This is a genomic window from Rheinheimera texasensis DSM 17496 (assembly GCF_000711985.1).
GTDB classification, from domain to species: Bacteria; Pseudomonadota; Gammaproteobacteria; order Enterobacterales; family Alteromonadaceae; genus Pararheinheimera; species Pararheinheimera texasensis.
In genome coordinates this window covers 188,690-212,803 of the sequence record NZ_KL544006.1, presented here as the reverse complement: position 1 = coordinate 212,803, position 24,114 = coordinate 188,690, and the positions used below count along the sequence as shown (strand labels likewise).

The window sequence follows — 24,114 nt, the reverse complement described above, 5'->3', positions numbered from 1 at the left end:
TATTTCAAGGAAAAACTACATGCGTATTGCAGTGATTGGCGGTGGCATCGCCGGCATGATGAGCTGGTATTTATTGAGGCAGCAACATCAGGTCACTTTATTCGAAGCTGGTAATTACCTGGGCGGCCATACTGCAACTGTTGATGTCAGTGTGAATGGCCGTCAGTATGCCGTCGACACGGGTTTTATTGTGTTTAACAACTGGACTTATCCGCTGTTTAACCGATTTATCGCTGAGCTTGGTGTACCTTTTCAGAATACAACCATGAGTTTTGCGGTGACAGACAGAGCTGCCGATTTTGAATACAACGGGAATAACCTGTGGAGCCTGTTTGCACAAAAGCGCAATCTGCTGCGGCCATCGTTTTGGCGCATGCTGCGTGACATTGTGCGTTTTAACAAAATCGCCAAGCAGGCGGTGGCCGATAACAGTGCGGATTTAGATTTGCCTATCGATGCCTTTTTGCAGAAACATCAGCTTGGCACCGACATGCGCGACAAATATCTGTTGCCGATGGGGGCGGCGATTTGGTCGGCTGGTTTAACTGCAATGCCAGATTTTCCGCTGCGATTTTTCCTGCAATTCTGCAATAACCACGGTCTGCTCAACATCAACGACAGGCCGCAGTGGGCGGTGATCAAAGGTGGCTCGCGTGAATATGTCACAGCCATGCTGGCCAAATGTGGCAGTGACGGTATCCGGTTGAACAGTCCTGTGGCCAAGGTGCGTCGTTTTGACGAGTCGGTTGAAATTGCTTTAGCGGATGGCAGCACTGAACATTTTGATCAGGTGGTGTTTGCCTGCCACAGCGATCAGGCGCTTAAAATGTTGGCCGATGCAACACCGGCTGAGCAGCAGGTATTAGGTGGTATTGCCTATCAGGATAATGATGTGGTGCTGCATACCGACATCCGGCTGTTACCCAAACGCAAAGCGGCCTGGGCGGCCTGGAATTATCTGTTAGGCGAAGATGCAGCCAAGCGCGCCACGCTGAGCTACAACATGAATATGCTGCAGGGTATTCATAGCGATACCACTTTTGTGGTGAGCTTAAATGCCAGCGATCGCATCGCGCCGGAGCAAGTGCTGCGGCGTTTTACCTATGCCCATCCCGTTTACAATCAGAGCACAATGCAATCACAGGCACGGCGTGGTGAAATCAACGGCCAGAACCGTAGTTATTTTTGTGGCGCTTATTGGTATAACGGTTTCCATGAGGACGGGGTGCGCAGCGCTGTCGATGTTGCAGCCATGCTTGGGGTGAAGTTCTAATGTCGACACATGCTATCTATCGGGGCCGGGTGGGGCATCAGCGCCTCAAACCGAAACCGCATGGGCTGCATTATGATATTCAGTATTTCTGGCTCGACTTATGTGCGCTTACTGAGTTGCCTGCGCAAATTCAGCGCGAGGCCTTTGGGGCTTTTTCCCTGCGCCGCCGCGATTATTTTAAAGGCTGCGCTGCGGTCACCGGCATTGACGATTTAGCAGAAGCCGCTCTGGCGCGTGCTGCACAGCTTGGCGCGGATGTCAGCGGTATTGATCAGGTGTTTTTGTTATCGCCGCTCGCCAACTGGGGCGTCTATTTCAGCCCGCTGACACAGTATTATTTATATCAACAGGGCCAACCGCGTTATCTTTTGGCAGAAGTCAGTAATACACCCTGGAACGAACGCCATCATTATTTGGTGCCGCTTGAAGCGGATGGCGTGACTGAATTCAGTCACGCGAAGAATTTTCATGTCTCGCCATTTAACCCTTTAGATATGCAATATCACTGGCGTATTGAAGCGCCCACGACACAATTTAACCTGTTGCTGCAAAACAGCCGGCAAGGCGAAAAAGTGTTCTCGGCCTGGTTTCGCTTGCAGCGCGAGGCGTTAAACAAAAACAGCATTCGCCAGATGCTGATCCGCCAGCCATGGCAAAACGTACAGGTTGTAATACGCATTTATTGGCAAGCGTTGCAGTTGTTAGTCAAAGGTTTGCCATTTTATTCTCATCAAAAGCCAAAGGATCAATCGGTATGACATTAGCACTCAGTCAATCAGGTGATTATGCAGAGCCAGGGCTGCTGGACCGGATTTGCCGTCGTCTGGTACAGGGATATCTCGCCGGTCTGCAACATGGCTGTATTGAACTGGTTGATCATAAAGATGAGCTGATCCTCGGCGACGCCCATGCCGATCTGCGCGTGCGGCTGGAAGTGCGCGACCCGCGCTTCTATCAGAAGCTGGTATTGGAAGGCTCGGTTGGCGCTGGTGAAGCTTACATGGACGGCTGGTGGCATACCGACCAGTTGACGGCATTAGTGCGCATTTTTGCCCGCAATATGGCGTTGTTGGATTCACTGGAAAGCGCCTGGGCGCGGTTAAGTAAACCGGCGCTGAAGTTACTGGACTGGAAAAACCGTAATACGCTGGGCCAGTCGCGCAAAAACATCGCTGCACATTATGACTTAGGGAATGCCTTATATCGCTTGTTTCTGGACGACAGCATGATGTACTCAAGTGCGGTGTATCCGGCGCCGGATAGCACACTGGAGCAGGCGCAGCAGCACAAACTACATTTACTCTGTGAAAAGCTGCAGCTGAAGCCGGGTGATCACTTATTGGAAATTGGCACCGGCTGGGGCAGCCTGGCGATTTATGCGGCCACTCACTATGGCGTGAAAGTCACTACCACCACTATTTCCAGAGAACAATATGACTACGCGGCTGAGCGCATTGCCGCCGCAGGTCTTACCGACCAAATTACATTGTTATTTGAGGACTATCGTTTACTGAGCGGTCAATACGACAAGCTGGTATCGGTTGAAATGATAGAAGCTGTCGGCAAAGAGTATCTCGACAGCTATTTTGCCAAATGCAGTAGCCTGCTCAAAGCTAATGGTTTGATGGTGCTACAGGCCATTACCATTGCAGATCAGCGCTTCGAGCATTACAGCAAAGAAGTCGATTTTATTCAGAAGTTTATTTTCCCCGGCGGCTTTTTGCCGTCGGTCACCAAAATGGCCAGTGCGGTTTGTAACCACACGGATTTGGTGATCCGTCAGCTCAGCGACATTGGTCTCGACTATGCCCGCACGCTGGCCGACTGGTTTGAGCGCTTTGAACAGCAAAAAGAGCAGGTGCTGGCGCTTGGCTATGATCAACGTTTTATCCGTATGTGGCAGTTTTATTTATGTTACTGCGAAGGTGGATTTTTAGAGCGCGCTACCAGCACTGTCCATCTGGTACTGGCAAAACCGGGATTTAAACAGCCGGTCTGACAATTTACTAAAAATCTGACATTGTGTTATAACTTTCAAAAAGTTATCAAAAGTCAGGTGACATGGAACCGCAGTTCAATCAGCAAGATGGTGGCGAAGCCGCGGTAGTTGCTGCCGGCGAACAGTCTGAGATCAGGCAACTGCGTCAGGAAGTTGCCACCCTGCGTACTCTGAACACGCTGGCGCTGGATCTGCAAAGTGTCGCCACAGATCAGGCGGTATACCAGCAGGTGGTACAGCTGGTCAGCGAAGCGCTTGGATTTGCCGATTGCAGTTTGTTTGTGCCGGATGCGACCGGATTGCTGCGGCGTGTCGCTGCTTGCGGCTTAAGGGCCTTGGATTTACCACCGCCGCTTTATCTGGATAGCGACAGTCTGATTGCAACGGCGGCCCGCCAGCAACAAATTATCTGTGTGGCGGATACCTCACAAGACCCACGGTACGTTTCTGGCAATAGTCAGTTTGCCTCAGAGTTAGCTGTGCCGGTGCTGTGTGCAGGTAAACTAATGGCTGTGCTGGACTGTGAACATCCGCAGCAAGGTTTTTTCGCCGATAAAATCGCCCTATTGACTCAGGTTGCTGAGGTGCTCGCCCGCAAAATGGAGCAGCTGGCCGGGCTTGCCCATATTCAGCATTCAGTGACTCAGCTGGAATACGCCAGCCGTTTGCAGAAAGTGTTATTTAATATCGCCTCACTGCAATATGACGGAGAAGCACCGGGCCAGTTTTATCAGCAGCTGCATCAGAATGTGAACTCGCTGATTTATGCTGAGAATTTTTTTATCGCGTTGTATGACAGCGATACAGAAGTGCTGCATTTCCCTTATTTCGCCGACTCGCATGAGCACATTAGTCCGGACCAGTTTTATCCCAAAGAAATTCTCAACCATAGTCTGACCGGTTATGTGTTTCGCACCGACAAACCTTTGTTAGCGGATAAGGCCATGCTGGCAGAGCTTGACCGTGAGAATGTCGTCAAAGCCTATGGCGAGCAACCGGAATATTGGCTCGGAGTGCCGTTTAAGTCGGAAGATCGGGTACAGGGTGTAGTGGTGGTACAAAGTTATGATGTCACCCGGCATTACCAGCAAACCGATTTAGATTTATTGCTATTTGTCAGCCAGCATATTTGCAGTGCATTGGAACGGGTTTTTGTGCAGCAGCGTCTGTTGCATCAGGCTCTGCACGATGCGCTGACCAATTTACCGAACCGCGTGTTGTTTTTGGATCGGGTGCGGCAAGGCTTTAAACGCCGCCGCCGCTATCCAAACCATGTTGTTGCCGTCGCTTATCTGGATTTAGACCGCTTTAAGATGGTGAATGACACTCTGGGTCATCAGATTGGCGATGAGTTTCTGGTGGCTGTCGCTCAATTGTTACGCCGTTGTCTGCGCCAGAATGACACGCTTGCGCGGCTTGGTGGTGACGAGTTTGCGATTTTACTCGATGACGTGCATACGGAATCTGATGTCGCGGAAGTGATGCAACGCATTAGCCTGCAGCTGAGTCAGCCTATCCTGCTGAAGCAACATAAGCTGCAGACATCGGCCAGTATAGGGGTGGCACTGGCTGATCCGCACACAGTGCTGGACGACACCGACGAGTTGATCCGGCGTGCCGATATTGCCATGTACCAGGCCAAACAAGATGGCCGAGGCGTTTGCCGGTTTTTTTCTGCTGAAATGGACCAACGTGCGGTGCAGCATTATCAACTGGAAATGGAGATCCAGGCTGCGCTCAGCACGCAGCAGTTTGAGTTGCACTACCAGCCGGTGGTGAATTTGGACAATGACGACACTGTCGGTTTTGAAGCTCTTATCCGCTGGCAGCATCCAGAGCGCGGTTTTATCCCGCCCAATGATTTTATCCCACTGGCAGAAGAACTTGGGTTGCTGGGTGATATCGACCGTTATGTCGTGCGCCAGGCGGTCAGCCAAATTAATTTGTGGTGGCAGAACTACGCCACGCCGTTTTATATCAGCGTCAATATTTCCGGGCGCAGCTTTTCGCAGGCTGATTTCGCAGATGTCGTGTTGCAACAACTGGCCGACGCACAGGTTCCGGCCCGTTATCTGGCGATTGAAATAACCGAGCGGGCGCTGATTGATAAAATTGATCAGGCCAAAACTACTATTGCTCAGCTCAGATCGGCGGGCATTCGGGTGTTTCTGGATGATTTCGGCACTGGTTATTCCAGCCTGAGTTATCTGCATGAATTTCAGCTCGATGTACTGAAAATCGACCGTAGTTTTATCGCCGGGATCCGGCCGCGTATTCAGGAAAATGCCGTGGTCAATACCATCATCACCTTAGCGAAGACGCTGAAATTACAAGTAATTGCCGAAGGTATTGAAAATAGCCTGCAACGGAAGATTTTGTCTGAGCTGGGTTGTGAGTCGGGACAGGGTTATTGGTTTGCTGCAGCTTTACCGCCGCGTCAGGCGGTGGAGTGGCTGAGATAAGCCCGGCCTTGAGGGATTTAAGGCCGGGTGAAGTGGCTGTTACTTCAGCTCGATCTTGCTGTCGCTGATATTGATTTTGCCTTCCTTAAACAAAGCGCCAATCGCCTGTTTATAGACTTTTTTGCTGACGCCAAACAGCGCGTAAATAGCTTCCGGTGAGCTTTTATCCGATAACATCAACACGCCGTCATTTTCATTGAGTTTTTGCAGGATCTGGCCGGTTAAATCCAGGGTTTTGCCATAACCCGGTTTATCCAGCAACAGGTCAATTTTGCCGTCGCTACGCAGTTTATTGACATAAGCTTTGCATTGGTAACCGCGGCGCAATTGCTTAAAGACCTGATCTTTATATAAAAGCCCCCAATGTTCGTTATTTACCACCACTTTAAAACCTAAATCGGTTGGTTCAGCGACGACAATGGACACTTCATCACCAGCTTTGAGTTGTGGTGTGGTTTTACCAATAAATTTATCCAGCTTGCTGGACGCCACGATGCGGTTACTTTTATCAACAAAACAGTACACCAGGTAGCTGTAATCCTGCTGCATCGGCACCGCCTGTTCGGCAAATGGCACCAGCAAATCTTTTTTCAGCCCCCAGTTTAAAAAAGCGCCGACTTTGGTGACGGCGACGACACGCATCTGTGCCACTTCACCGACTTTGATCAGCGGGCGCTCGGTGGTTGCGATCAGCTGATCTTCAGAATCCAGATACAAAAAGACGTCAATGCTGCTGCCGATATCGGCAGTTGCCGGCACATAGCGTTTTGGTAACAGAATATCGCCCCATTCTTTGCCATCGAGATAGACACCAAAATCCACCCGTCTTTTCAGCACCAGCCGATTGGTTTTTCCGAGAAACATTATGACTCCAGTTGAAACAGGGGAGGATTGCTCTGCTGCAGCAGGCGCGGATTCAGTACGACCGAGTGATTTGAATCGGCAAACCACAGCTGGCCTTCCTGAATTGTACATTGTAGCTGCATGGTGCGCTGGCACAACTCAGCCAGGGCTTGTGACTCGGCGGCATCAATAGCAACCACGGTCAGATTAGATAATTCGCGGGCAGTTTTTTGTGCGTCTTTCCACCATTTATCGATGACAGTGCCGCCATAAGCCAGCACCATGCCTTGCTGCGCGCGGTGCGCGGCGCGGCGTAGTAGTTTGTCATCCGGCAAACCCAGTTCAATCCAGAGTTCGATATTGCCGCCATAATCGTGTTGCCACAGATCCGGTTCTGCGTCTTCCGAAATGCCTTTGCCGAAGATCAGGCGTTCGTGCGCGCACAGGGTAAATGCCACCAGACGAAGCATCATGCGTTCAATCGTTTCAGAAGGATGCTGTGCCAGCGTCAGACTGTGCGTCTGATAATAGTGCCGCGTCATATCGGCAATGGCCAGTTCAGCTTTATAAATGGTGGCTTTGAGCGCCATGGAAGATACCAGAGAAAAAACGGGGCGCCAGTGTAACGGTTTTTGCCGTTGAATGCGACAGTCACCCTGCGCTGCTGTCTTGTACTCAGGCCAGCAGTTGACTGGCTTGCTGGCGATGTTGCAACCGTTGCCAGACTTTTTCGTGAATGATGTAACCGACAGTATTCACTGCCGGTTCGACCATGGCAACCAGACCGCCGACCAGTAAATCACCGGTCAGCAGGTAAGCCACAGTAAAGGCGATACTAAAATGCATAGTGGTAAAGCTTAAGGTTTTTAACATGATGGTTTCCTTCAATCTGGTGCTGTCGCGCATAGAACCAGCTTAAAGGTGTTTATTCATCAGTTAAAACAAATAAAAATGCGAAGGATGTTCGATAAAAGAGATGAGAACCGACGGCGCCTAACGCGCCGTCGCCGCAATCGCCAGCCGGTTTAATGCATCGGTCAACAAGGGTAAATCAGGTTTCTGTTCCAGCGGCACAAAAGTACCGGCGGACCAGACGCTGTATTGGCCGTCCGCCTGTACCAGTAGCATTTTGTCTTTGCGAAAGGCGTAAATTTCATTGCCAATCACGTTCAGCCGGGCGTTTTGACTGGATGCTAACCAGTTTTCACCGACCCAGGCTTGCTGGTTGTAACAGCCGGCATAGCCTAATAAAGTAGGCATTAAATCCAGATGCTGACTGACCTGGTTGTAACGTTGTTGTCTGAGTGCCGGCCAGTGAAAAAAGATCTGCGCCGGGCCCAGTGCAAAACGTTCACCTTTACCTGCCAATTCAATCACCAGCAGTTGCTGGTCGGCTGACCGTTGTTTCAGTACTGCCGTCAGCAGGCTTTGGTCCTGTTGCAGGTGAATGCGCACTGCAGCTTGAGCCGGTTTTTGTGTCGCAAGCCAGGGCAGTTGTTGTTGCCAGTGACTGTCGGCGTCAATTTGCAGGTAACCGGCAGGCAACTGTTTAAACCAATCCGGTGCTTGTGTCAGTGGCATTTGCGCCAGCTGTGCGTGCAATAAATTTGTCAGCGCCAGTGTGGTATCACGCGGTGCCAGATGTTGTGGCAGCGTTTTGAAATTCTGTAATTGCAATAACTGCAGCTGTTCAGCACTGAGCTGTTCGACCAGCCAGACGTCCAGCGGCGCAGCTTGCGGTGCTGCACTGCAGGATAAATGCACGGGCTGTGGAATCGTTGTCGCCTGTTGCAGCCAACTAAGTTGTTGGGCATCAGTGCTTGGCGTGCTGATAATCTGATAGCGGTTCAGTACAGTGCGCGCCGTTGCCGGGTAGCTAAGCGGCAAGGTGTTGTCCTGGCGGGTGATGCTGCTCACTTCCGTCGCGTCTGCCCAGATATGCAGCAGATGGCTGCTGATAAAACTACCTAACAATACAAATAGTGCGGGCGCACCGATACCGGACCTTTTCAGCCGTTCGATTTTTTTCCAGCAAAAATTGCTGCACAGCAGCTCAATCGCCAGCAACAGCAAACCGACCGATGCTGTGATTAGAATAAAATTGCGTAAATTAGTGACGACCTGCTGGCGTAATAAATCGACAGTTTGCTCCCACGACGCACTGCCGGCGTGATATCCGAGGCTGTGATAAACATAAGCATCAAAAATCAGTACGACCAGGCCACAGCTGGCCAGCAAGGCGGCCACACCGCGCACATGACGCTGCGATGGAAAAATCAGGCTGACCGGAAAAATGGTCACAATAAAAAACAATAAGCAGATAAAAGCGGTGTGACCCAGCCAGTTCAGTACCAGATAAATCCAGCCGGCGGCATCGGGCGGCAAAGGATCTGCGAGGAAAAAACTCAAGGTAACAGGTAAAGCGAGCAGCACATTAAAAAAAGTAAACCAATGGCCCCAGCGCAGCAGCCGGTTGACTTTATTGACAAGCGACAGGTCTTGCTCGAGAACCATAACTCAGTGCGACTTCGCCGAAATGGAATCAACCAGCACCTGGGCGAAGGATTTGGCTACATCTTTTTGCTGCGCCGCTGGCACATGCGTCTGGATAATATGGCTGATGGTATTGCCAAGGCACATCAGGCTCAGTTCGGTATTGGCGTCCTGCTCACGCAGCGTGTCGAGCAGCTGGTTCATGATAGTTTCAATCTGGGCGGTGCTGTACTTGGACTGGATCGGCATGAATTACTCTGAAATGAAGGCTGTAAAACAGGTAGAATGGTAACAGAATTCGGTTAAACAGGAAAATTTATGTCTGTTGATGTTCATGCGCTGGCGATTAATTTTATCGAAGCCAACGAGTCTGCGCAGTTAACCGCGCATTTCCGTCAGGACCTGCTTAGTATCACACCGCATGTCGCTTTATTACTGGAGCAATTGCATCTGGCTTACAACGGCAAACCGGCCAAAGGTTATGCCAGTTTCCACAGCGACAAAGTGGAGCAAATGCTGGAACCAATGGGGCAATGGCAACACGGCGAAAAATCATTTTTAAGCCTGGCTGAGCACGCCACAGCGGCTCTGGTGGTGGAACTGACTAAACACCAAATCCCGGAAACCGGTTATCTGATGTTGTGTCATTACCGTTATCTGGCCAACGAATATCTTTTTGTCGCTTTGCTGGGCAGTAAAGAACATTTCAGCCTGACGTCGGACTTGCAGCTCGCCAGCAGTAAACATCTGGATATTGCCCGGATGCAGCTGGCGGCGCGGATTGATTTGACAGAACTGGCCAGTGCGCCGGAGCAGGGCAAATATATCTCTTTCATTCGTGGCCGTGCGGGTCGCAAAGTAGCGGATTTTTTCCTCGACTTTTTAGGCGCTGCCGAAGGGGTGGACCCTAAAGCCAGCAGTAAAGTGGTGTTGGCGTCGGTTGAAGAGTATTTAAGTGCATCCGATTATGACGCCGGCGAAAAAAATGACGTGCGTAAGCAGGTATACCAATACTGTGAAGAGCGGGCCAAGCAAGGCCAGGACGTGCGGCTCGATGAATTATCCGCCACCGTCGACAGCTCGGATGACAATGCTTTTATCCGTTATTGTCAGGAACAGGATATCGCTGTGGCCGAAGAATTTCCGGTCGACGTCAAGGAGCTGAAAACGCTGGTGAAATTCTCCGGTGCCGGTGCCGGTCTTAGCCTGAGTTTTGAGCAAAAACTGCTCGGGGAGCGTGTGCAATATGATGCCGAGCGCGATGTGCTGATCATCAAAGGCACACCGCCGAATCTACGTGACCAGTTGCAGAAATTTATCCGCGGATATTCCAGTTTCGACAGAAAAGGCGAATAAGCGGCACTGAGTGACGCTAAAGCGGTGCTGTCTAGTCAGCGCCGCCATCGCTATCGCCAGATGCATCGGAAGTGGATTTACTGGTGGGCGTATCGACCTGATTTTTCTCACTTGCTGTGACCACAACCGGACTGGTTTGTACTGCGGCGGCCGTTTGTGCCGGCTGTACCGTGCGGCTGACCGTGGTTTTGCGTTTGAGCTGTTGTTTACTATTGCGTTTGAGCAGCCATAAATTACCTATCAGCAGCGCTATCACCAGCACTACCATCCCCCATAAATCAGTCATCATTTTCTCCATCGATATTACAGATATAACGTTGATACAGCTCGGGCAGCATGGCGGCAATCTCGTCAGGCTCCGCGAGTTCACTTTGTAAAATGGCAGCTTGCAGCACCGGCAGACTGAGTTGTTGCAGATACAGGCTGGCGAGCGGCCGGTAACTTAAATGCCAGGGCTCAACAGCCACACCGCCACGAAAACTGCGATAAGGCCGGAAAAAACCAAAGCGGCCGGCATGCTGACTTAACCAGACGGAAAGTCGGGCAAAAGGCCCGTCTGGTGCATATTCGGCTGCGCTTAGCTGCAACACATAATCGGCCGGCACCGCGGCTTGATCCCATACATCAAGATCCGTGCCCCAGTGATGGCGGCTGGCTCCCGGCAAAGCGGAATACAGCATAATGGCGTGTAATTTGGCTGCCAGTGACATTCCAGCCAGCGTTACCGCTTGTTGTGCTGCGTCGTACACCGGGCGCTCTCCATTAAGTTTCGCCTTGAAAATCGCTTGCTGGCGCGAAAAGTCGCGCCAGCCGGATGCGATGCGAAGCGTGATGCCGTCGGCAGCCGCAGCCTGTTGCATGGCCTGATAGGCCGCAGCCACTGCGGGCTGCAAAAAGCGGCCTGGTTCAGCTTCTACCAATCCTGGCGCATCAAGACCGGTCAGTTGGCGGGCGGTCAGGTCAACAAGTGCCACAAAATGGCCTCATACATGTCAGTCAGCAGCTCTAAATCGGCGACCCGCACATGTTCGTTAATTTTATGAATAGTGCCGTTACAGGGGCCAAGTTCCACCACCTGAGCACCGGTTGGTGCAATAAAACGTCCGTCTGAGGTGCCGCCGGTAGTTTCCAGCGACGTTTCAAAGCCTTGTACCTGACGCACTGCTTTCACCGCAGCCTCGACCAGTGGGCCGCGATCGGTCAGAAACGGCAGACCGTTCAGCACCCACTCAATATCGTATTGCAGCTTATGCTGATCTAATAACGCCAGTACCCGCTGTTGCAGCTGTTCAGCAGTCACTTCAGTGCTGTAGCGGAAGTTAAAGGTCAGGCTAAGCTCGCCCGGCACGACGTTGGTGGCACCGGTTCCGGCATGAATATTGGAAATCTGAAAACTGGTGGCCGGGAAAAATGCATTGCCATGGTCCCAGACTTCAGTACTGAGTGCGGCGAGTGCCGGTGCCGCTTTGTGAATAGGGTTGTCAACCAGATGCGGGTAGGCCACATGGCCCTGCACACCTTTAATTTTCAGATAACCGGTCAGACTGCCGCGCCGGCCATTTTTAATCACATCGCCGACTTGCTGGGTACTGGACGGCTCACCGACCAGACACCAGCTGATTTTTTCCTGACGCGCTTCCAGCGTTTCGATGACTCTTTTGGTGCCATTGATAAATGGGCCTTCTTCATCGCTGGTGATTAAAAAGGCGATATCACCGGTAAGCAGCGGATTTTTCGCTAAAAAGCGTTCAGTCGCGACGATCATCGCCGCCAGGCTGCCTTTCATGTCCGCAGTACCACGGCCGTATAACAAACCGTCGCGGATCTGTGGTTCAAATGGCGGGCTATGCCATTGCTCGAGCGGGCCCGTCGGCACCACATCGGTATGACCGGCAAAACAAAACAACGGTTTACCCCGGCCACGCCGTGCCCATAAATTCAGGGTATCCTCAAAAAACATCGATTCGATGTCAAAGCCAAGCGCGGCAAGGCGGTCAGCCATTAATTGCTGGCAGCCCTCGTCCAGTGGTGTGACGGACGGGCGACGGATCAGTGCTTCGGTCAGTGCCAGCACGGCAGATTTTTCAGGCGTTACAGATTGTTCAGACATAAGAGACTCAGAGACAAAATTGCTGATAGAGGCCGGCGTCAAAGCCAAGCAGGAATTGATCGCCACGTTGCAGTAACGGGCGTTTGATCACGGCCGGATGCTGTTGCATCAGCGTTAATGCTGCTTCGGCGTCGACAATATTTTTTTCGCTATCTGGCAACGCGCGCCAGGTAGTACCACGTTGATTGATGAGCTTCTCATAGCCAAGGACTGCCATCGCCTGGCGCAGCACGTCAACCGGCACGCCGTCCACCCGGTAATCATGAAACTTCACTTTAACCGGCATCTGCTCCAGCAAACTGCGGGCCTTTTTCATCGTGTCACAATTTTTGATGCCGTAGATCACACAAGATGTCACGAAAACTTACTCCTGTCAGAACGGGGTTTAGCTGGCTACCGCCGGGGTAAATTCCAGCCAGAACAAAGGGTCCACACCGGCGGCTACATAACCGCTTTTACTATGAATACGTTGAATTTTTGGATGGTCAGACAGTGCCAGAATACAATACAGCGGCTGACACCATGGGGTCAGGCGGGCGGCGTCAAACTGCAATAACGGCTGGCCGGCGCTGACTTTGCTGCGTGTTGCAACCAGCCAGCGAAAGCCCAGAGTTTGCTGTGCTGCTAGTGGCGGGAAAGCAATTTCCAGTTTCAGTCCATTTGGATGATGCAACAGGATGCGATGGCCGCCGCGATCCAGACTCGTAACGACGCCACTAAAAGGCGCTACCAGCTGGTGCCCCTGCAACTGCACCTGGACCGCATCCGGCATTAGTCCGGACTGGTAAACCGGCCCGGCTAGTTTATCTGGTGTATTCACCAGACCGCTAACGGGGCTGCGGATCTCTATGCCGCGTCCGGGATGCTGGTCTGTGTGCATGGTCAGTTTACTGAATGCCGAAGTCATATCTGCGATTTCCTGCGTGGTCGCTTGCACTGATAGTAACAAACTCCTTGTCTGCACTGCAGCGCTTCAGTGAAAAAAGCGCTGAAAAAAAGTTGGAGAAGAAAAGTGGTAAAAACGAAGGCTAGGTAAGAATTAATTGCACAAGCTGGTGTTTTTATTAGTTATGTTTAGGATGAAAACGCTGCGATCCGTTTGTTTTATGTCTTAAGGTTGTCCACAGATTCTGTGGATAACTTTGTGGGTTGTTCTGTTTATCTGCTTTATCTGTATGAAAGTATTAAATTAATTCAAATGGCACAAATTTTGTTACCATGTGACACTTCGATGAATCCTATCAAAGCTTCGAAAATCTATGTTTGCTGGCTCTGTCCGCATATATGCAGTATTTTCTTTCAACTGTACTATGCGGCAGCCGGCTGTCAGGTTTTTTTGTTGCCGCACAGACCCGCGCACCGGCACTTTATGCTAGTGTTGCCATAGATAGCTTGTTCGGAGTTAAGTCATGCGTACAGATGTCGGCCATACCCTGCAGTTGGGCGTTGTCTATAGTCAGACCTGGCCAAGATTGCAGGAACTTAATCTGATGTTTCCGGAGAACCGGGTGATCCGTCTGACGCTGCTGTTAAAAATGTGGATGCCGCCGTTGGCTGTACTGTCTGTCTGTGTGCAGTTGCAGTACTTTGGCAGCAGTTATTTGTGGTCGGCCTTAGCCTGTGGGCTGTTTATGCTGGCGCTGCCGTTGCAGGGTTATTTCTGGTTGGGGGTGCGTTCGCAAAGCCAGTTGCCGCCGGCGATTAGTCATTGGTATCAGGATATCCGGGCTCAGATGCAGCAAGCCGGTGTGCAAGTCCCTCAGGCTGCAACCGGTAAACCCTGTTACAGCGACCTCGCTAATGTGTTGCAGTCAGCACTTCGGCAGCTGGATAAGGCGTTTTTCCATCATTGGTTTTGAAACCAGGCAAATTGCACGGTTGTCATGTCTGGCGATACGCCGCAACCCAATGTGGTTTGTACACCAACAACAACGTCAGAGCCATGCCATTTAATAGTGCTTCCGGCATGGCCAACAGTGGCATCACCAGCAGGAAGTCGCTGATCTGACTGCTTTCCCCAACAGCCAGCACGCCAAAAAAGCCTAGCGCCAGCAAGGCAACAAAGGTCAGGGCACTCAATAAACCATTCAGAAATCCGCTGACAAAAATGGCTACAAACATATGTTGTGGCAACTTATGGCTGGCGAGCAGGTAACAGCCATAACTTTGTAATGCAACCAGCGTCAGCGCGGTCCACTGCAACAGGATGGCGTTGAGTTCTGCCACAGGCTGGTGCAGCAGCAATGCAGCCAGTTGCGGTAACAACAGCGCCATTGGGATCACCAATATCGTCAGCCGCAGACCCAGTAACAGCGCGACTGTGGTGATGCCGAGAAAATGTACTGGTGGTAAATCCGGCAGTTGTGCTTTGAGTTGCCACAGCACACAAAGCGCTAGCAGAGCGCCGACGCACAGTGCCTGTAATAGCGGCTGACGCAACAAGTGCCAGACTTTGCGGTCCAGCACCAGGTAGTACACCAGCATTAACAGCGCGCAAAACCACCACATGGGATCAGGCCAGTTTGAATTCCGACCAGACCGGCGCGTGATCTGAAGGCCGCTCCATAGCGCGGATGTCATAATCGACATCACTTGCAGCACATAAAGCCGCCAGCGGCGCGGTTGCCATTACTACATCAATGCGCAGGCCACGGTTATCATCAAAACCTTTTGAGCGGTAATCAAACCAGCTGTAGCGTTCAGTCCGATCCGGGTAGAGCTGGCGGAAGGTATCAATCAGGCCCCAGTCTTTGATGGTTTGCAGCATGTCGCGCTCTTCCGGTAAAAATGAACATTTGCCATCTTTTAACCAGCGTTTGCGGTTGGGTTCGCCAATGCCGATGTCCAGATCGAGCGGAGAAATATTGATATCACCAATCACGGCGATGTAGTCGTCCGGCGTATGGTGCTGCTGCAAATAGTTCAGCAGGTCGGCGTAAAAGCGTTGTTTCGCCGGGAACTTGACCGGATGGTCACGGCTTTCACCTTGTGGAAAATAGCCGTTTAGTAAAGTGAATTTTTTGCCGTTGGCCAAAGTCCACTGGCCGATTAACATGCGGCGCTGCGCGTCTTCGGCATCGCCGGGAAAACCATATAACATCTGGTCGGCCGGGGTTTTACTTAAAATCGCCACGCCGTAATGGCCTTTCTGACCAAAATGATAAGTGTGATAACCAAGCGGTTGCACTTCGTCATGTGGAAATTCATCATCGTGGACTTTAATTTCCTGCAGGCCGATAAAGTCCGGCTGATGCTGCGTGACCAAAGCTTGCAGTTGATGAGGTCTTGCACGCAGGCCATTGATATTAAATGAAATGATTTTCATAGCTAAAGCCGTATCCTTGAAAATGCCGCAATTGCAGAAGATGGCCATCATAGCATCGACCAGCGGCGACTGTCTAAAGCGGACTTGCAGCCGGCGGCTGGCCTTGGGTATGCTGCGCCGGCTTTTTTTAGTTAACCGGAGCAGGCAGTGAACGAAGTCTGTCAGTTCAGCAGTATTCCATATCAGTTAAAACGCTCGAGCCGCCGGCGCACACTGGCGTTGCAGGTCGGACAAAAAGGTCTGACTGTGCTGGCGCCTTTATATCTGGAAAAAAACCAGATTGACGCATTTATCGCTAAAAAAGCGTCCTGGATAGAGCAGCATTTACAGCAGCAACAGCAAAGACCACAGCAAGGTTATCCGGTCAGTGGTGAACAACTGATACTGCGGGAACAAGTGCTCAGATTAAGGGTGGTCGAGGATGCGGTGTCAGCAGTAACGCTGGAAGGCCCGACGCTTTGGGTGCAGTTATCGCGTCGGATCAAAACAGAAAACCGGCAAAAACATTTGCTGGGCTTGCTGGAAGACTGGTACCAACAGGAAGCGCAGCGTTACTTCAATCAGCGGCTGAGTTTTTGGAGCCAGCGGATGGACTTATCCTGGCGGCAACTTTTAATCAAAGGCTGGCAAACGAAATGGGGTAGTTGTCACAGTGACGGCACTATTTGTCTGAACTGGCGTTTGTTACTGGCGCCGGATTGGGTCAGTGATTATGTCATCGTGCATGAGTTGGCACATTTGCGGCAGATGAATCATTCACCGGCATTCTGGACTTTGGTTGCTGAGTTCTATCCGCGCTGGCAAGAGGCCAAACTTTATCTGAAACAGCATCAACAGCAAATGACGCTGTCGATAGACTGAGTGGACGCTGCGAAGTTGCTGTTGTTGTATGCCACTTTGCAACGGCCACGCTTTCTGTTTTAATCCGCCGGCATCAGAGCCCGCATCTTAGCCGGTATTAAACTTAGAAGAGTGCTCAAACGCACCAGCAACAGGAATCAATAACATGACCAGTCCCCTGCGATTACACCAATTACTGCGTTTACTGGATTTAACCCGCCTGACCGAACAGGACACGCCGGCAGATATGGCGCAGTGGCTACAACAAACCGCCCGCCCAGACGCGATGCCGGCGGCTTTTTGTGTCTATCCGCAATTTATTCAGCAAACTCTGCATCATCTGGCACAGCAGCAGATGCTGGTTCCTGTCGCAACAGTGGTGAATTTCCCCTCTGGTGATTTGGCCGTGGATACTGTAGTGCAGGAAATTGAAACTGCGCTGTCTGCGGGTGCCGGCGAAATCGATGCTGTGCTTCCTTACAAAGCACTGCTAGCCGGCGATTATGGCCGGGTGAAGCATTTTATGTATGACGTCCGGCAAGCCTGTGGCGGTACGCCGTTAAAAATTATTATCGAGTCTGGCGAGTTATTGACCGCACAACAAATTTGCAAGGCAACTGAGCTTGCCATTGAAGGCGGTGCAGACTTTGTTAAAACTTCGACGGGTAAAGTACCTGTGGGCGTGACCCTTGAAGCTGCCCGCATCATGCTGACAGCCATTGCCGGTGCCGGCCGGCCTGTTGGCTTTAAAGCCTCCGGTGGCGTCAGGACTGTCGCTCAGGCGCTGGAACTGATGCAGCTGTATGAAGACATCACCGGCGAGTTGGCCAATCCGGCGGGGATGCGGATTGGTGCCAGTGCGTTACTAACTGAATTACTGCCACTATTGCAGCAAGCCTGATACCCATAATGCTGGCGGAGGCTTGGAAGGCCTCTGCTGCACAAACACTTTTTCAGCACTGCAGACCAGCGAAACTGGTTTAAGTGAGCCTGGTGCGGCACCATTTCTCGTAAAAATGTTGAGTCAGAGGTGCTGATAACGTGGCTGCAAATAGAAGGTTATTGCCAACGTAATAAAATATTGAATTTAGATTTAACTAGTCAGATACCGCAAGGGCGTCGAAGGAAAGGCGAAGATGGTGGAGGGGGAAGGATTCGAACCTTCGAAGGCAGTGCCGGCAGATTTACAGTCTGATCCCTTTGGCCACTCGGGAACCCCTCCACGTGGCGGGCATATTATCAAAAAAAGTGCTGTTGTAAAGCAAATATCTCAAGTTTGCTGACTGACTGCCGATAATCTCAGCAATTCTGTGTCTGGACTCCTCACCAGTAAGCGACTGACATGCTGATCAATGAATGGCAATTGGGTAATGAACTGAACCGGTCTGTGCAGCAGCATTTGCATGCTGATTTCCGTTTATGGTTAGCATTTTTATCACCGGCAATTGAAGAACAAGCCGGATTTTGTCTGGCCGACCCACAAGCCACTCCTCAAACGACCGATCTGCGTCAGCAACTGCAACTCGTGCCACATCGTGGCTATGGTTTGCAACCCGATGAACTGCCGGCATTACAGCGACATACTGAGCTGATGCAACAAGGCGGCTTTGCCGCGATGCGGCTTGGTATGCTGCTGCAACCGCCGCCGCTGGTGGTACGGCACGATGCGAAAAAACTCAGTGCAGATTTAACAGACAATTTATCTCTGCATTGTCAGCGCCATCTGGCCAAACAGCAGGTGCCAGAGCAGAGCACTGATGCCACCTTACTTTACGACGTCCTCGAACAATTACATACCGCGGCAGCCGCCTGAACAAGGTTTATGGATTGGCTAGCGGCAGTCGCTTTATTGCCGGGTCTGCGTCATGAAGCCGATGCTGTGCCTGTGCTTGCCTCTGTTTTCCGATCAGCGCGGGGGCGAGGCTGGTGCCGGTTGATGGTTCAACCAGTGCGGGCGGCAGGCTTTAAACTTTTTACCACTGCCGCACGGACACAGATCATTGCGACCGATTTTCAGCACCGGGTGCGGTAACAACACTCCATCGACGTAACCCCAGTGTCCATCTATCCGGACAAAACGCGAATGTTCTTCCAGCAGATGCAATTTATCCGCGATGAGGAACCATACCTTAAAATGTACGTAACTCAGTGCCGGTTGTGCTGCTAACAAGTCATTTACTGCTGATAAATTTACCGCCGGTGGGAAAGCCGGGAACTGGCCAAGATCTATAGCTGGCGAGTCGCCAAATGCCAGGACCTGCAGTGCCAGAAAGTGTGCATCACCCGCAAAGGCTGCAATTTCGGCAATGGCGTCTGCCGATTGCACAGCCGGGTAATACGTTTCTGCAATATAGGGCACCAATTGCAATACATAAGCACTGAACCTGGAGCGCATCAATTGCTCTGCAGTCTTTGCCGGACCAAGCCCGGAGTGACAGGGCTGACAGCAATCCTGATAACGTTTTGGTTGCCCGCAGAAACAATTCATTTAATCATCCGACCCATCAGCGAAAGAACGCGATTGTACCGAATGCTTCCCGGCAAAGGTACTGTTACCTTCGCGAGGGCTGTGTCGCCAGTTGTCGCCAGCGGCGGCGGTGCTTGTTACAGGCGTCCGATCTTATCAACAGGTTTAGTGGGTCTTCACTTCGCGGGTATTGTGATTAATCAGCTGTGTCTGATATTTGTTAGCCAGATACTGATAATCGACCAGTTCTGCACAGTCGGCTGGCAAAAAACTCACCACGGCGCTGCAGGTAGAGCAGGTCAGCGCATCCCGCATCAAATTGTCGTAACGGTGAACTTGTTTGTGACTGATCAACAGCAGGCGCTGACAATCAATCTGACACTGCTCAAGCACTTGTTTACTCAGGTGCAGTTGCGGTGCCAGCACCAGTATCCAGCCTTGTTGCTGCCCACCGGCGGAGGTCAAGGCAGCCAAAGTCTGGCAAACCGCCGCTAGGTGTGCCTCACCGACTTCGCGGAAATAGCTTGATTGCTGTAATTTCAGCTGCGGTTGCAGAGGACGGACGGCTGATGATGTCAAAGCATATTGGCGCATAAAAACCTCGGGTACTGGTGATGCATACAGTGTATGTTCATACAGTAGTCAGCTTCCGGATAAAAAGCAAGCATTAACTGTGTGGATATACAGTATTTTTGCTGTGCTGGTTTTAGCGCAGAGATCATACTGGTTATACCATCCAAACCACCGGATTCGGTTAGACTGCAGGGCTAATTGCTGCGTTTATGGGTTCCAGATGTTTCTTGATGCTTTTGTCAGCCGCCAGGGCGAACAATTCGTTTTCAGTGCCGAGCAGGCTAGTCAGTTTGCCAAAAATGTGGCTGAAGATTTTAATCCTATCCACGATGCCGACAGTAAGAGGTTCTGCGTGCCGGGCGATTTGTTGTTTGCTTATCTACTGAGCCGCTATGGACTGTCCGCTGAGCTCAGTTGCCGTTTTGAAGGTATGGTGGGCGCCGATGTGTTACTGCACTGTGTGGAGCAGGGCGATGAAGTACAAATTCAGGACCAGAACGGTAAAGTCTATTTGTCGCTGACTCAGTCGGGCGAGCGTCAGCAGCAATGCCACTTTATTGAACAACTGGTGCGGGACTATGTCCGTTTTTCCGGCCAGAATTTCCCACATATTTTGCAGCCGTTGATGCAGCAGCATGATGTGATGATCAACCCGCAGCGGCCACTGGTGATTTACCAGAGCATGGCTTTGCATTTCAGCCGTTTTAGTCAGCAATGCCCGAGCCTGCGTTTAGTCGAATCGACTTTAACCCAAGAGGGTAAACGCGCTCAGGTAGTGTTACGCTTTGAGCTCTGTGATGGCGATGAAGTCATTGGCGTGGGCGAAAAACGTCTGGTGCTGGGCAGTCTGGTGCCATACGACGCAGAACAGATGCAACAGATGGTCGATTTTTACAATCAGCGCAAACAGACCTTGGGGCACGCCGCCTGAGTCTTTTGTGTTGTTGCGAACTGTTTGAAAAACGCCCGCCCGGGCGTTTTTTTGATCTGATGTTCGGCTGAAAAAGTGCTTCTGAGCAGGCACTGGTCCAGAATTGTGCAACCAGCTTTTGGCCGCACTGCCGTTGAAAAATCAATATGCTATCTGTTATCTTCGCCAACAATTCCCGCCTTCTCTGCAGCAAGTGAGCCTGACATGTATTACATGATTTATTCTGAAGATATTGCCAACAGCCTGACCTTACGCTTACAGCACAGGCCCGCCCATTTGGCCCGTTTGCAGGTACTTGCCGAAGCAGGCCGGTTGCTAATTGCAGGCCCGACACCGGCGATAGACAATAACGATCCAGGCGATGCCGGCTTCAGCGGCTCTTTGGTCGTCGCAGAATTTGCTTCATTAGCCGAAGCACAACAGTGGGCTGCACAGGACCCGTTTATTCTCAATGGCGTCTACGCCCGCAGTACCGTCAAACCTTTTAAGAAAGTATTGCCATAAGGATGTGATATGTCATTGATTTTATTAACGGGTGGCGCCGGCTATATCGGTAGCCATACCGCTATCGTGCTGCAACAGGCAGGTTTTGATGTTATTGCGCTGGATAACTTGTGTAACTCGTCAGCTGAATCATTGCGCCGAGTCGCCCAAATCACTGGCAAAGCAGTACCACTGATAGAAGCTGATATCCGCGATGAAGCTGCGTTACGCCGGGTATTTGCCGAGTATCCGATCACAGCTGTGGTGCATTTTGCCGGGTTAAAAGCGGTTGGGGAGTCCACCCAATTGCCGTTGAAGTACTATGACTATAATGTGGCGGGCACTGTGACTTTGTGCCGCGTGATGGCTGATGCCGGCGTGAAGCAGCTGGTGTTCAGCTCGTCGGCAACTGTCTATGGCGCAGCTGCAGAAGTGCCGATCACTGAAACTTCGGCGCGCTCAGCGACCAATCCTTATGGTCAGAGCAAGCTGATGATTGAATATATTTTGCAGGATCTGGCGGCGGCCGACGCAGAATGGCGCATTACGTTGCTGCGGTATTTTAACCCGGTCGGCGCACATCCGAGTGGCCTTATTGGTGAAGATCCAAATGGCATTCCGAACAATCTGATGCCGTTTATTTCTCAGGTCGCCGTTGGCAAACGTGCACATTTGTCGGTATTTGGCAGTGATTATCCAACAACAGACGGCACCGGCGTGCGGGACTACATCCATGTGATGGATTTGGCGCGCGGCCATTTGCAGGCACTAAAGTACCTGCAACAGCATCAAGGCATCGAAGCGGTAAATTTAGGCACAGGTCAGGGTTACAGTGTGTTACAGATGGTCGAGGCTTTTGCCCGGGAAAACAACGTGGCAGTGCCTTATCAACTGGTCGACCGTCGTCCCGGTGACGTCGCAGTCTGCTACGCTGAACCGGCTAAGGCCGCCCGTCTACTGGACTGGCGTGCTGAACATTCGCTGGCAGACATGGTACGGGATGCCTGGCGCTGGCAACAACAAAATCCGGATGGCTATCACCAGCGCTGAGCTGGCACGGAGGTTTGATGCGGCAAATTGCGCGGGCTTTGCTTGGCAGTGTGTTGTGGCTTGGTTGTTGCGGTACGGCTGCTGCCGCCGATGCTGACGCCTTTGACGAGTTGGTGCGTCAGCTCGAACATGGCGAACAGGTGTTTTATGACGCCAAAGCCGCCAATGCTTTTCTCAGCCAGTTAAAGCAACAATTGCCGCCAAACGATGAGCCGCGGCTGCGCCGGTATCAACGCGAAGCTTGTGCTATCGAGTTTGCTGAAGATCCCAAAGCCGGTATTGCGTATTCGGAGCGATTTATTACTGATCCGGCATATGCATCCGACTACTTAACGCTCAGTTATTTTTACTTATGCCGTGCTTCTTTTTTCGGCATCACCGGCGACTCGGCGCGACAGGAGGCCGATCTATCACAAGCGCTGGCGCTCGCCAACAGCAGTGAAGATGTGCTGGCGCAGGCTAATGTATTATCCGCACAGGCAGACCTGCATTCCACCCGCGGTGAACATGCCGAGGCCTTAATTCAGTTGTTTAAGGCTTATGAGTTATATCAGAAAACGGCTAACCGCCAGGGCCTTGGGTTAGCGCTGGAAAATATCGCTACCGCTTTTCGTCGTATGGCGGAATACGACAAGGCGTTGGAGTATCTGGAAACTAGTGAGCGAGAATACATTGCGCCAAACGACAGTTACCGGCAGGCTTTTGTTCTGACGCAAAAAGCTTTTATCTTCGCCGAAATGGGGAAAACACCACAGGCCAGAGCTGTCCTGCAGCAAGTGCAGAAAATCTATCAGGACATTAATGATGAACGTTACGCCGTCGCTGCTGGCATTGAGCTGTTATGGATCAGTAATCTCGAACAGAAATTTACCCAATCGCTGGAACTGATTGCTGCGCTCGAACAACAGATCCGGCGAATTCAGGCCAAAGATCCGGACTTTCTGCCCTACAACAACACTTTGTATCAGCTGTATCAGGCCGAGGCGCTGGCAGAAACAGGAAAGTCCGCACCGGCTGCGCTGAAATTTGCTGCTGCTGATGCCTTGTTGGCCCAGCAAAATAATCCACGTTACATGTTGATGTTACGTCAGGCCTGGTCGCGGGCAGAGGCGAAAGCCGGGCGTTATGAACACGCCTATCAATTGCAGACCGAGGCGGTGGTGCTGCAGGACCAATTAAATTCCCAGGCCAAACTGCAGCGCGAAGCGCTATTAAAGTTCCAGTTTGACAGCGAATTGCAAACGCAAAAAAATTCGCAGTTGCAAGCCGAAAATCGGCTGACCGGCCAGCAGCTGGCCGTGCTTGAAGCGGCACAACGCTGGCAATATACCGCTATTGGTTTGTTTGTGGTGTTGGCGCTGATCGCATTGTTTTATGCGATTTCGCAAATTCAGCGCAACAGGCGTCTGCATAAACTGGCGATGACCGACGAACTGACACAGGTTGGCAATCGCCGCGCTATTCTGGAGCAATGCAACCGTGTCCAGGAGCAGGCCAGACACAGTCAGCAGGCCTGGAGCCTGATGATTGCGGACATTGACCACTTCAAACAATGTAACGATTTATATGGCCATGATGCCGGTGACGAGGTACTGCGCGGCGTGGCGCAGGCGATGCAAAGTGTTTTAAGAACACAGGACCGGATAGGCCGCAGCGGTGGTGAAGAATTCTTACTGGTGCTGCCTGACACCACAGAGCTCCAGGCGACCGCGATTGCGGAGCAATTACGTCAGGCCGTAGCTGCGCTGCGTTTTGCTGCTTATTCTGAGCTTCGCATCAGTATCAGTATCGGTCTGACGCAGGCTGGCCGGCATGAGCAGGTGCGTGAAGTCATCACCCGCGCCGACAGTGCTTTGTATCAGGCGAAAAATCGCGGACGTAACCAGGTGGTCAGCTGCTGACACCAAGC

Annotated in this window: 27 protein-coding genes and 1 tRNA gene; 13 read left to right on the top strand and 15 right to left on the bottom strand. The window is 51.6% G+C overall.

Translation table 11 applies throughout. From position 1 onward, the window contains the following. The first annotated feature begins 19 nt into the window (after positions 1–19). The 4 genes from Q399_RS0118000 (at position 20) to Q399_RS0117985 (ending at position 5,734) form a co-directional block, all read left to right on the top strand. A complete protein-coding gene (locus tag Q399_RS0118000) occupies positions 20–1,273 on the top strand; it encodes an NAD(P)/FAD-dependent oxidoreductase (protein ID WP_031570953.1) in 1,254 nt (417 codons plus the stop codon). Continuing rightward, positions 1,273–2,031: a DUF1365 domain-containing protein gene (locus Q399_RS0117995; protein WP_031570951.1), complete on the top strand. Its 759-nt coding sequence runs from the start codon at positions 1,273–1,275 to the stop codon at positions 2,029–2,031. Before Q399_RS0118000 ends, Q399_RS0117995 begins: the two co-directional genes overlap by 1 nt. Next, positions 2,028–3,272, top strand: coding sequence for an SAM-dependent methyltransferase (locus Q399_RS0117990; RefSeq protein ID WP_031570949.1), 1,245 nt, complete (start codon positions 2,028–2,030; stop codon positions 3,270–3,272). Before Q399_RS0117995 ends, Q399_RS0117990 begins: the two co-directional genes overlap by 4 nt. Before the next feature lie 62 nt (positions 3,273–3,334). Beyond that, positions 3,335–5,734: a bifunctional diguanylate cyclase/phosphodiesterase gene (locus tag Q399_RS0117985; protein ID WP_031570947.1), complete on the top strand. Its 2,400-nt coding sequence runs from the start codon at positions 3,335–3,337 to the stop codon at positions 5,732–5,734. A 39-nt stretch (positions 5,735–5,773) separates the two neighbouring features. On the opposite strand, the gene Q399_RS0117980 is transcribed toward Q399_RS0117985, so the two are convergent. From Q399_RS0117980 to Q399_RS0117960, 5 genes are all read right to left on the bottom strand, one after another. Next, positions 5,774–6,598, bottom strand: a complete 825-nt coding sequence (locus Q399_RS0117980; protein ID WP_245612928.1) for a CvfB family protein — start codon at positions 6,596–6,598, stop codon at positions 5,774–5,776. Further along, on the bottom strand, positions 6,598–7,167 hold the full coding sequence (locus tag Q399_RS0117975; protein ID WP_031571416.1) for a YaeQ family protein: 570 nt from the start codon (positions 7,165–7,167) through the stop codon (positions 6,598–6,600). The genes Q399_RS0117980 and Q399_RS0117975 overlap by 1 nt, the downstream gene beginning before the upstream one ends. Positions 7,168–7,252: 85 nt before the next feature. After that, a complete protein-coding gene (locus Q399_RS0117970) occupies positions 7,253–7,450 on the bottom strand; it encodes a DUF2061 domain-containing protein (RefSeq protein WP_031570943.1) in 198 nt (65 codons plus the stop codon). 120 nt (positions 7,451–7,570) lie between these two features. Beyond that, a complete protein-coding gene (locus tag Q399_RS0117965; protein ID WP_031570941.1) occupies positions 7,571–9,091 on the bottom strand; it encodes a DUF3413 domain-containing protein in 1,521 nt (506 codons plus the stop codon). Positions 9,092–9,094: 3 nt separating this feature from the next. Next, positions 9,095–9,319, bottom strand: coding sequence for a YejL family protein (locus Q399_RS0117960; protein WP_031570939.1), 225 nt, complete (start codon positions 9,317–9,319; stop codon positions 9,095–9,097). A 69-nt stretch (positions 9,320–9,388) separates the two neighbouring features. On the opposite strand from Q399_RS0117960, the gene yejK reads away from it, so the two are divergent. Then, positions 9,389–10,426, top strand: a complete 1,038-nt coding sequence (gene yejK, locus Q399_RS0117955) for a nucleoid-associated protein YejK (protein WP_031570937.1) — start codon at positions 9,389–9,391, stop codon at positions 10,424–10,426. Between the two features lie 31 nt (positions 10,427–10,457). Here the strand turns inward: yejK and Q399_RS0117950 are convergent, their stop codons facing one another. The 5 genes from Q399_RS0117950 to Q399_RS0117930 are packed head-to-tail and all read right to left on the bottom strand — an operon-like array spanning position 10,458 to position 13,443. Further along, positions 10,458–10,712: a hypothetical protein gene (locus Q399_RS0117950; protein WP_031570935.1), complete on the bottom strand. Its 255-nt coding sequence runs from the start codon at positions 10,710–10,712 to the stop codon at positions 10,458–10,460. Further along, positions 10,705–11,400: a M15 family metallopeptidase gene (locus Q399_RS0117945; protein ID WP_031570933.1), complete on the bottom strand. Its 696-nt coding sequence runs from the start codon at positions 11,398–11,400 to the stop codon at positions 10,705–10,707. Before Q399_RS0117945 ends, Q399_RS0117950 begins: the two co-directional genes overlap by 8 nt. Then, the gene (gene dapE, locus Q399_RS0117940) at positions 11,382–12,536 is read right to left on the bottom strand and encodes a succinyl-diaminopimelate desuccinylase (RefSeq protein WP_031570930.1); all 1,155 of its coding nucleotides are present in this window, start codon (positions 12,534–12,536) and stop codon (positions 11,382–11,384) included. The genes Q399_RS0117945 and dapE overlap by 19 nt, the downstream gene beginning before the upstream one ends. A 7-nt stretch (positions 12,537–12,543) precedes the next feature. Then, the gene (locus Q399_RS0117935) at positions 12,544–12,894 is read right to left on the bottom strand and encodes an ArsC family reductase (RefSeq protein WP_037046628.1); all 351 of its coding nucleotides are present in this window, start codon (positions 12,892–12,894) and stop codon (positions 12,544–12,546) included. Between the two features lie 27 nt (positions 12,895–12,921). Next, positions 12,922–13,443, bottom strand: a complete 522-nt coding sequence (locus tag Q399_RS0117930) for a PTS glucose transporter subunit IIA (protein ID WP_157836343.1) — start codon at positions 13,441–13,443, stop codon at positions 12,922–12,924. Between the two features lie 502 nt (positions 13,444–13,945). Here Q399_RS0117930 and yfbV point away from each other — a divergent pair. Then, positions 13,946–14,395: a terminus macrodomain insulation protein YfbV gene (gene yfbV / locus Q399_RS0117920; RefSeq protein WP_031570924.1), complete on the top strand. Its 450-nt coding sequence runs from the start codon at positions 13,946–13,948 to the stop codon at positions 14,393–14,395. 22 nt (positions 14,396–14,417) lie between these two features. Here the strand turns inward: yfbV and Q399_RS0117915 are convergent, their stop codons facing one another. Together Q399_RS0117915 and xthA are read right to left on the bottom strand one after the other, a co-directional pair. Then, on the bottom strand, positions 14,418–15,044 hold the full coding sequence (locus Q399_RS0117915; protein WP_031570921.1) for an energy-coupling factor ABC transporter permease: 627 nt from the start codon (positions 15,042–15,044) through the stop codon (positions 14,418–14,420). A gap of 4 nt (positions 15,045–15,048) precedes the next feature. After that, entirely contained in the window at positions 15,049–15,861 is an 813-nt protein-coding gene (gene xthA / locus Q399_RS0117910) for an exodeoxyribonuclease III (protein WP_031570919.1), read from the bottom strand. A gap of 147 nt (positions 15,862–16,008) precedes the next feature. Between xthA and Q399_RS0117905 the strand changes: the two genes are divergently transcribed. Together Q399_RS0117905 and deoC are read left to right on the top strand one after the other, a co-directional pair. Beyond that, the gene (locus tag Q399_RS0117905) at positions 16,009–16,722 is read left to right on the top strand and encodes a M48 family metallopeptidase (RefSeq protein ID WP_031570917.1); all 714 of its coding nucleotides are present in this window, start codon (positions 16,009–16,011) and stop codon (positions 16,720–16,722) included. 145 nt (positions 16,723–16,867) lie between these two features. After that, positions 16,868–17,602, top strand: a complete 735-nt coding sequence (deoC, locus tag Q399_RS0117900; protein ID WP_031570915.1) for a deoxyribose-phosphate aldolase — start codon at positions 16,868–16,870, stop codon at positions 17,600–17,602. A gap of 236 nt (positions 17,603–17,838) precedes the next feature. On the opposite strand, the gene Q399_RS0117895 is transcribed toward deoC, so the two are convergent. After that, positions 17,839–17,923 (bottom strand) — tRNA-Tyr (locus Q399_RS0117895). A 120-nt stretch (positions 17,924–18,043) separates the two neighbouring features. On the opposite strand from Q399_RS0117895, the gene Q399_RS0117890 reads away from it, so the two are divergent. Continuing rightward, on the top strand, positions 18,044–18,514 hold the full coding sequence (locus Q399_RS0117890; protein ID WP_031570914.1) for a VC2046/SO_2500 family protein: 471 nt from the start codon (positions 18,044–18,046) through the stop codon (positions 18,512–18,514). A 93-nt stretch (positions 18,515–18,607) separates the two neighbouring features. On the opposite strand, the gene Q399_RS0117885 is transcribed toward Q399_RS0117890, so the two are convergent. Together Q399_RS0117885 and Q399_RS0117880 are read right to left on the bottom strand one after the other, a co-directional pair. Further along, positions 18,608–19,189 carry a YchJ family protein gene (locus Q399_RS0117885; protein ID WP_084164501.1) on the bottom strand — a complete coding sequence of 194 codons (582 nt, stop codon included), beginning with the start codon at positions 19,187–19,189 and terminating at the stop codon, positions 18,608–18,610. 144 nt (positions 19,190–19,333) lie between these two features. After that, entirely contained in the window at positions 19,334–19,762 is a 429-nt protein-coding gene (locus Q399_RS0117880; protein ID WP_031570910.1) for a SulA-like leucine-rich domain-containing protein, read from the bottom strand. A gap of 199 nt (positions 19,763–19,961) precedes the next feature. On the opposite strand from Q399_RS0117880, the gene Q399_RS0117875 reads away from it, so the two are divergent. The 4 genes from Q399_RS0117875 (at position 19,962) to Q399_RS0117860 (ending at position 24,106) form a co-directional block, all read left to right on the top strand. Further along, positions 19,962–20,672 carry a DUF3581 family protein gene (locus Q399_RS0117875; RefSeq protein ID WP_031570908.1) on the top strand — a complete coding sequence of 237 codons (711 nt, stop codon included), beginning with the start codon at positions 19,962–19,964 and terminating at the stop codon, positions 20,670–20,672. Positions 20,673–20,876: 204 nt separating this feature from the next. Beyond that, positions 20,877–21,176, top strand: a complete 300-nt coding sequence (locus tag Q399_RS0117870) for a YciI family protein (protein ID WP_031570907.1) — start codon at positions 20,877–20,879, stop codon at positions 21,174–21,176. 9 nt (positions 21,177–21,185) lie between these two features. Beyond that, positions 21,186–22,205, top strand: a complete 1,020-nt coding sequence (gene galE, locus Q399_RS0117865; RefSeq protein WP_031570905.1) for a UDP-glucose 4-epimerase GalE — start codon at positions 21,186–21,188, stop codon at positions 22,203–22,205. 17 nt (positions 22,206–22,222) lie between these two features. After that, positions 22,223–24,106 (top strand): tetratricopeptide repeat-containing diguanylate cyclase, encoded by a 1,884-nt coding sequence (locus Q399_RS0117860; RefSeq protein ID WP_031570903.1) that lies wholly within the window; start codon positions 22,223–22,225, stop codon positions 24,104–24,106. Positions 24,107–24,114: the final 8 nt, after the last annotated feature.

Excerpts from the sequence above, each read along its gene's own strand:
- yejK (WP_031570937.1), top strand. The coding sequence starts at position 9,389 with ATGTCTGTTGATGTTCATGCGCTGGCGATTAATTTTATCGAAGCCAAC.
- Q399_RS0117975 (WP_031571416.1), bottom strand. The coding sequence starts at position 7,167 with ATGGCGCTCAAAGCCACCATTTATAAAGCTGAACTGGCCATTGCCGAT.
- Q399_RS0118000 (WP_031570953.1), top strand. The coding sequence starts at position 20 with ATGCGTATTGCAGTGATTGGCGGTGGCATCGCCGGCATGATGAGCTGG.
- Q399_RS0117880 (WP_031570910.1), bottom strand. The coding sequence starts at position 19,762 with ATGCGCCAATATGCTTTGACATCATCAGCCGTCCGTCCTCTGCAACCG.
- Q399_RS0117860 (WP_031570903.1), top strand. The coding sequence starts at position 22,223 with ATGCGGCAAATTGCGCGGGCTTTGCTTGGCAGTGTGTTGTGGCTTGGT.
- deoC (WP_031570915.1), top strand. The coding sequence starts at position 16,868 with ATGACCAGTCCCCTGCGATTACACCAATTACTGCGTTTACTGGATTTA.
- Q399_RS0117950 (WP_031570935.1), bottom strand. The coding sequence starts at position 10,712 with ATGACTGATTTATGGGGGATGGTAGTGCTGGTGATAGCGCTGCTGATA.
- Q399_RS0117970 (WP_031570943.1), bottom strand. The coding sequence starts at position 7,450 with ATGTTAAAAACCTTAAGCTTTACCACTATGCATTTTAGTATCGCCTTT.
- Q399_RS0117885 (WP_084164501.1), bottom strand. The coding sequence starts at position 19,189 with ATGAATTGTTTCTGCGGGCAACCAAAACGTTATCAGGATTGCTGTCAG.
- yfbV (WP_031570924.1), top strand. The coding sequence starts at position 13,946 with ATGCGTACAGATGTCGGCCATACCCTGCAGTTGGGCGTTGTCTATAGT.
- Q399_RS0117980 (WP_245612928.1), bottom strand. The coding sequence starts at position 6,598 with ATGTTTCTCGGAAAAACCAATCGGCTGGTGCTGAAAAGACGGGTGGAT.
- Q399_RS0117995 (WP_031570951.1), top strand. The coding sequence starts at position 1,273 with ATGTCGACACATGCTATCTATCGGGGCCGGGTGGGGCATCAGCGCCTC.
- Q399_RS0117875 (WP_031570908.1), top strand. The coding sequence starts at position 19,962 with ATGTTTCTTGATGCTTTTGTCAGCCGCCAGGGCGAACAATTCGTTTTC.
- dapE (WP_031570930.1), bottom strand. The coding sequence starts at position 12,536 with ATGTCTGAACAATCTGTAACGCCTGAAAAATCTGCCGTGCTGGCACTG.
- Q399_RS0117965 (WP_031570941.1), bottom strand. The coding sequence starts at position 9,091 with ATGGTTCTCGAGCAAGACCTGTCGCTTGTCAATAAAGTCAACCGGCTG.
- Q399_RS0117960 (WP_031570939.1), bottom strand. The coding sequence starts at position 9,319 with ATGCCGATCCAGTCCAAGTACAGCACCGCCCAGATTGAAACTATCATG.
- Q399_RS0117930 (WP_157836343.1), bottom strand. The coding sequence starts at position 13,443 with ATGACTTCGGCATTCAGTAAACTGACCATGCACACAGACCAGCATCCC.
- Q399_RS0117985 (WP_031570947.1), top strand. The coding sequence starts at position 3,335 with ATGGAACCGCAGTTCAATCAGCAAGATGGTGGCGAAGCCGCGGTAGTT.
- Q399_RS0117890 (WP_031570914.1), top strand. The coding sequence starts at position 18,044 with ATGCTGATCAATGAATGGCAATTGGGTAATGAACTGAACCGGTCTGTG.
- Q399_RS0117915 (WP_031570921.1), bottom strand. The coding sequence starts at position 15,044 with ATGTGGTGGTTTTGCGCGCTGTTAATGCTGGTGTACTACCTGGTGCTG.
- galE (WP_031570905.1), top strand. The coding sequence starts at position 21,186 with ATGTCATTGATTTTATTAACGGGTGGCGCCGGCTATATCGGTAGCCAT.
- xthA (WP_031570919.1), bottom strand. The coding sequence starts at position 15,861 with ATGAAAATCATTTCATTTAATATCAATGGCCTGCGTGCAAGACCTCAT.
- Q399_RS0117870 (WP_031570907.1), top strand. The coding sequence starts at position 20,877 with ATGTATTACATGATTTATTCTGAAGATATTGCCAACAGCCTGACCTTA.
- Q399_RS0117990 (WP_031570949.1), top strand. The coding sequence starts at position 2,028 with ATGACATTAGCACTCAGTCAATCAGGTGATTATGCAGAGCCAGGGCTG.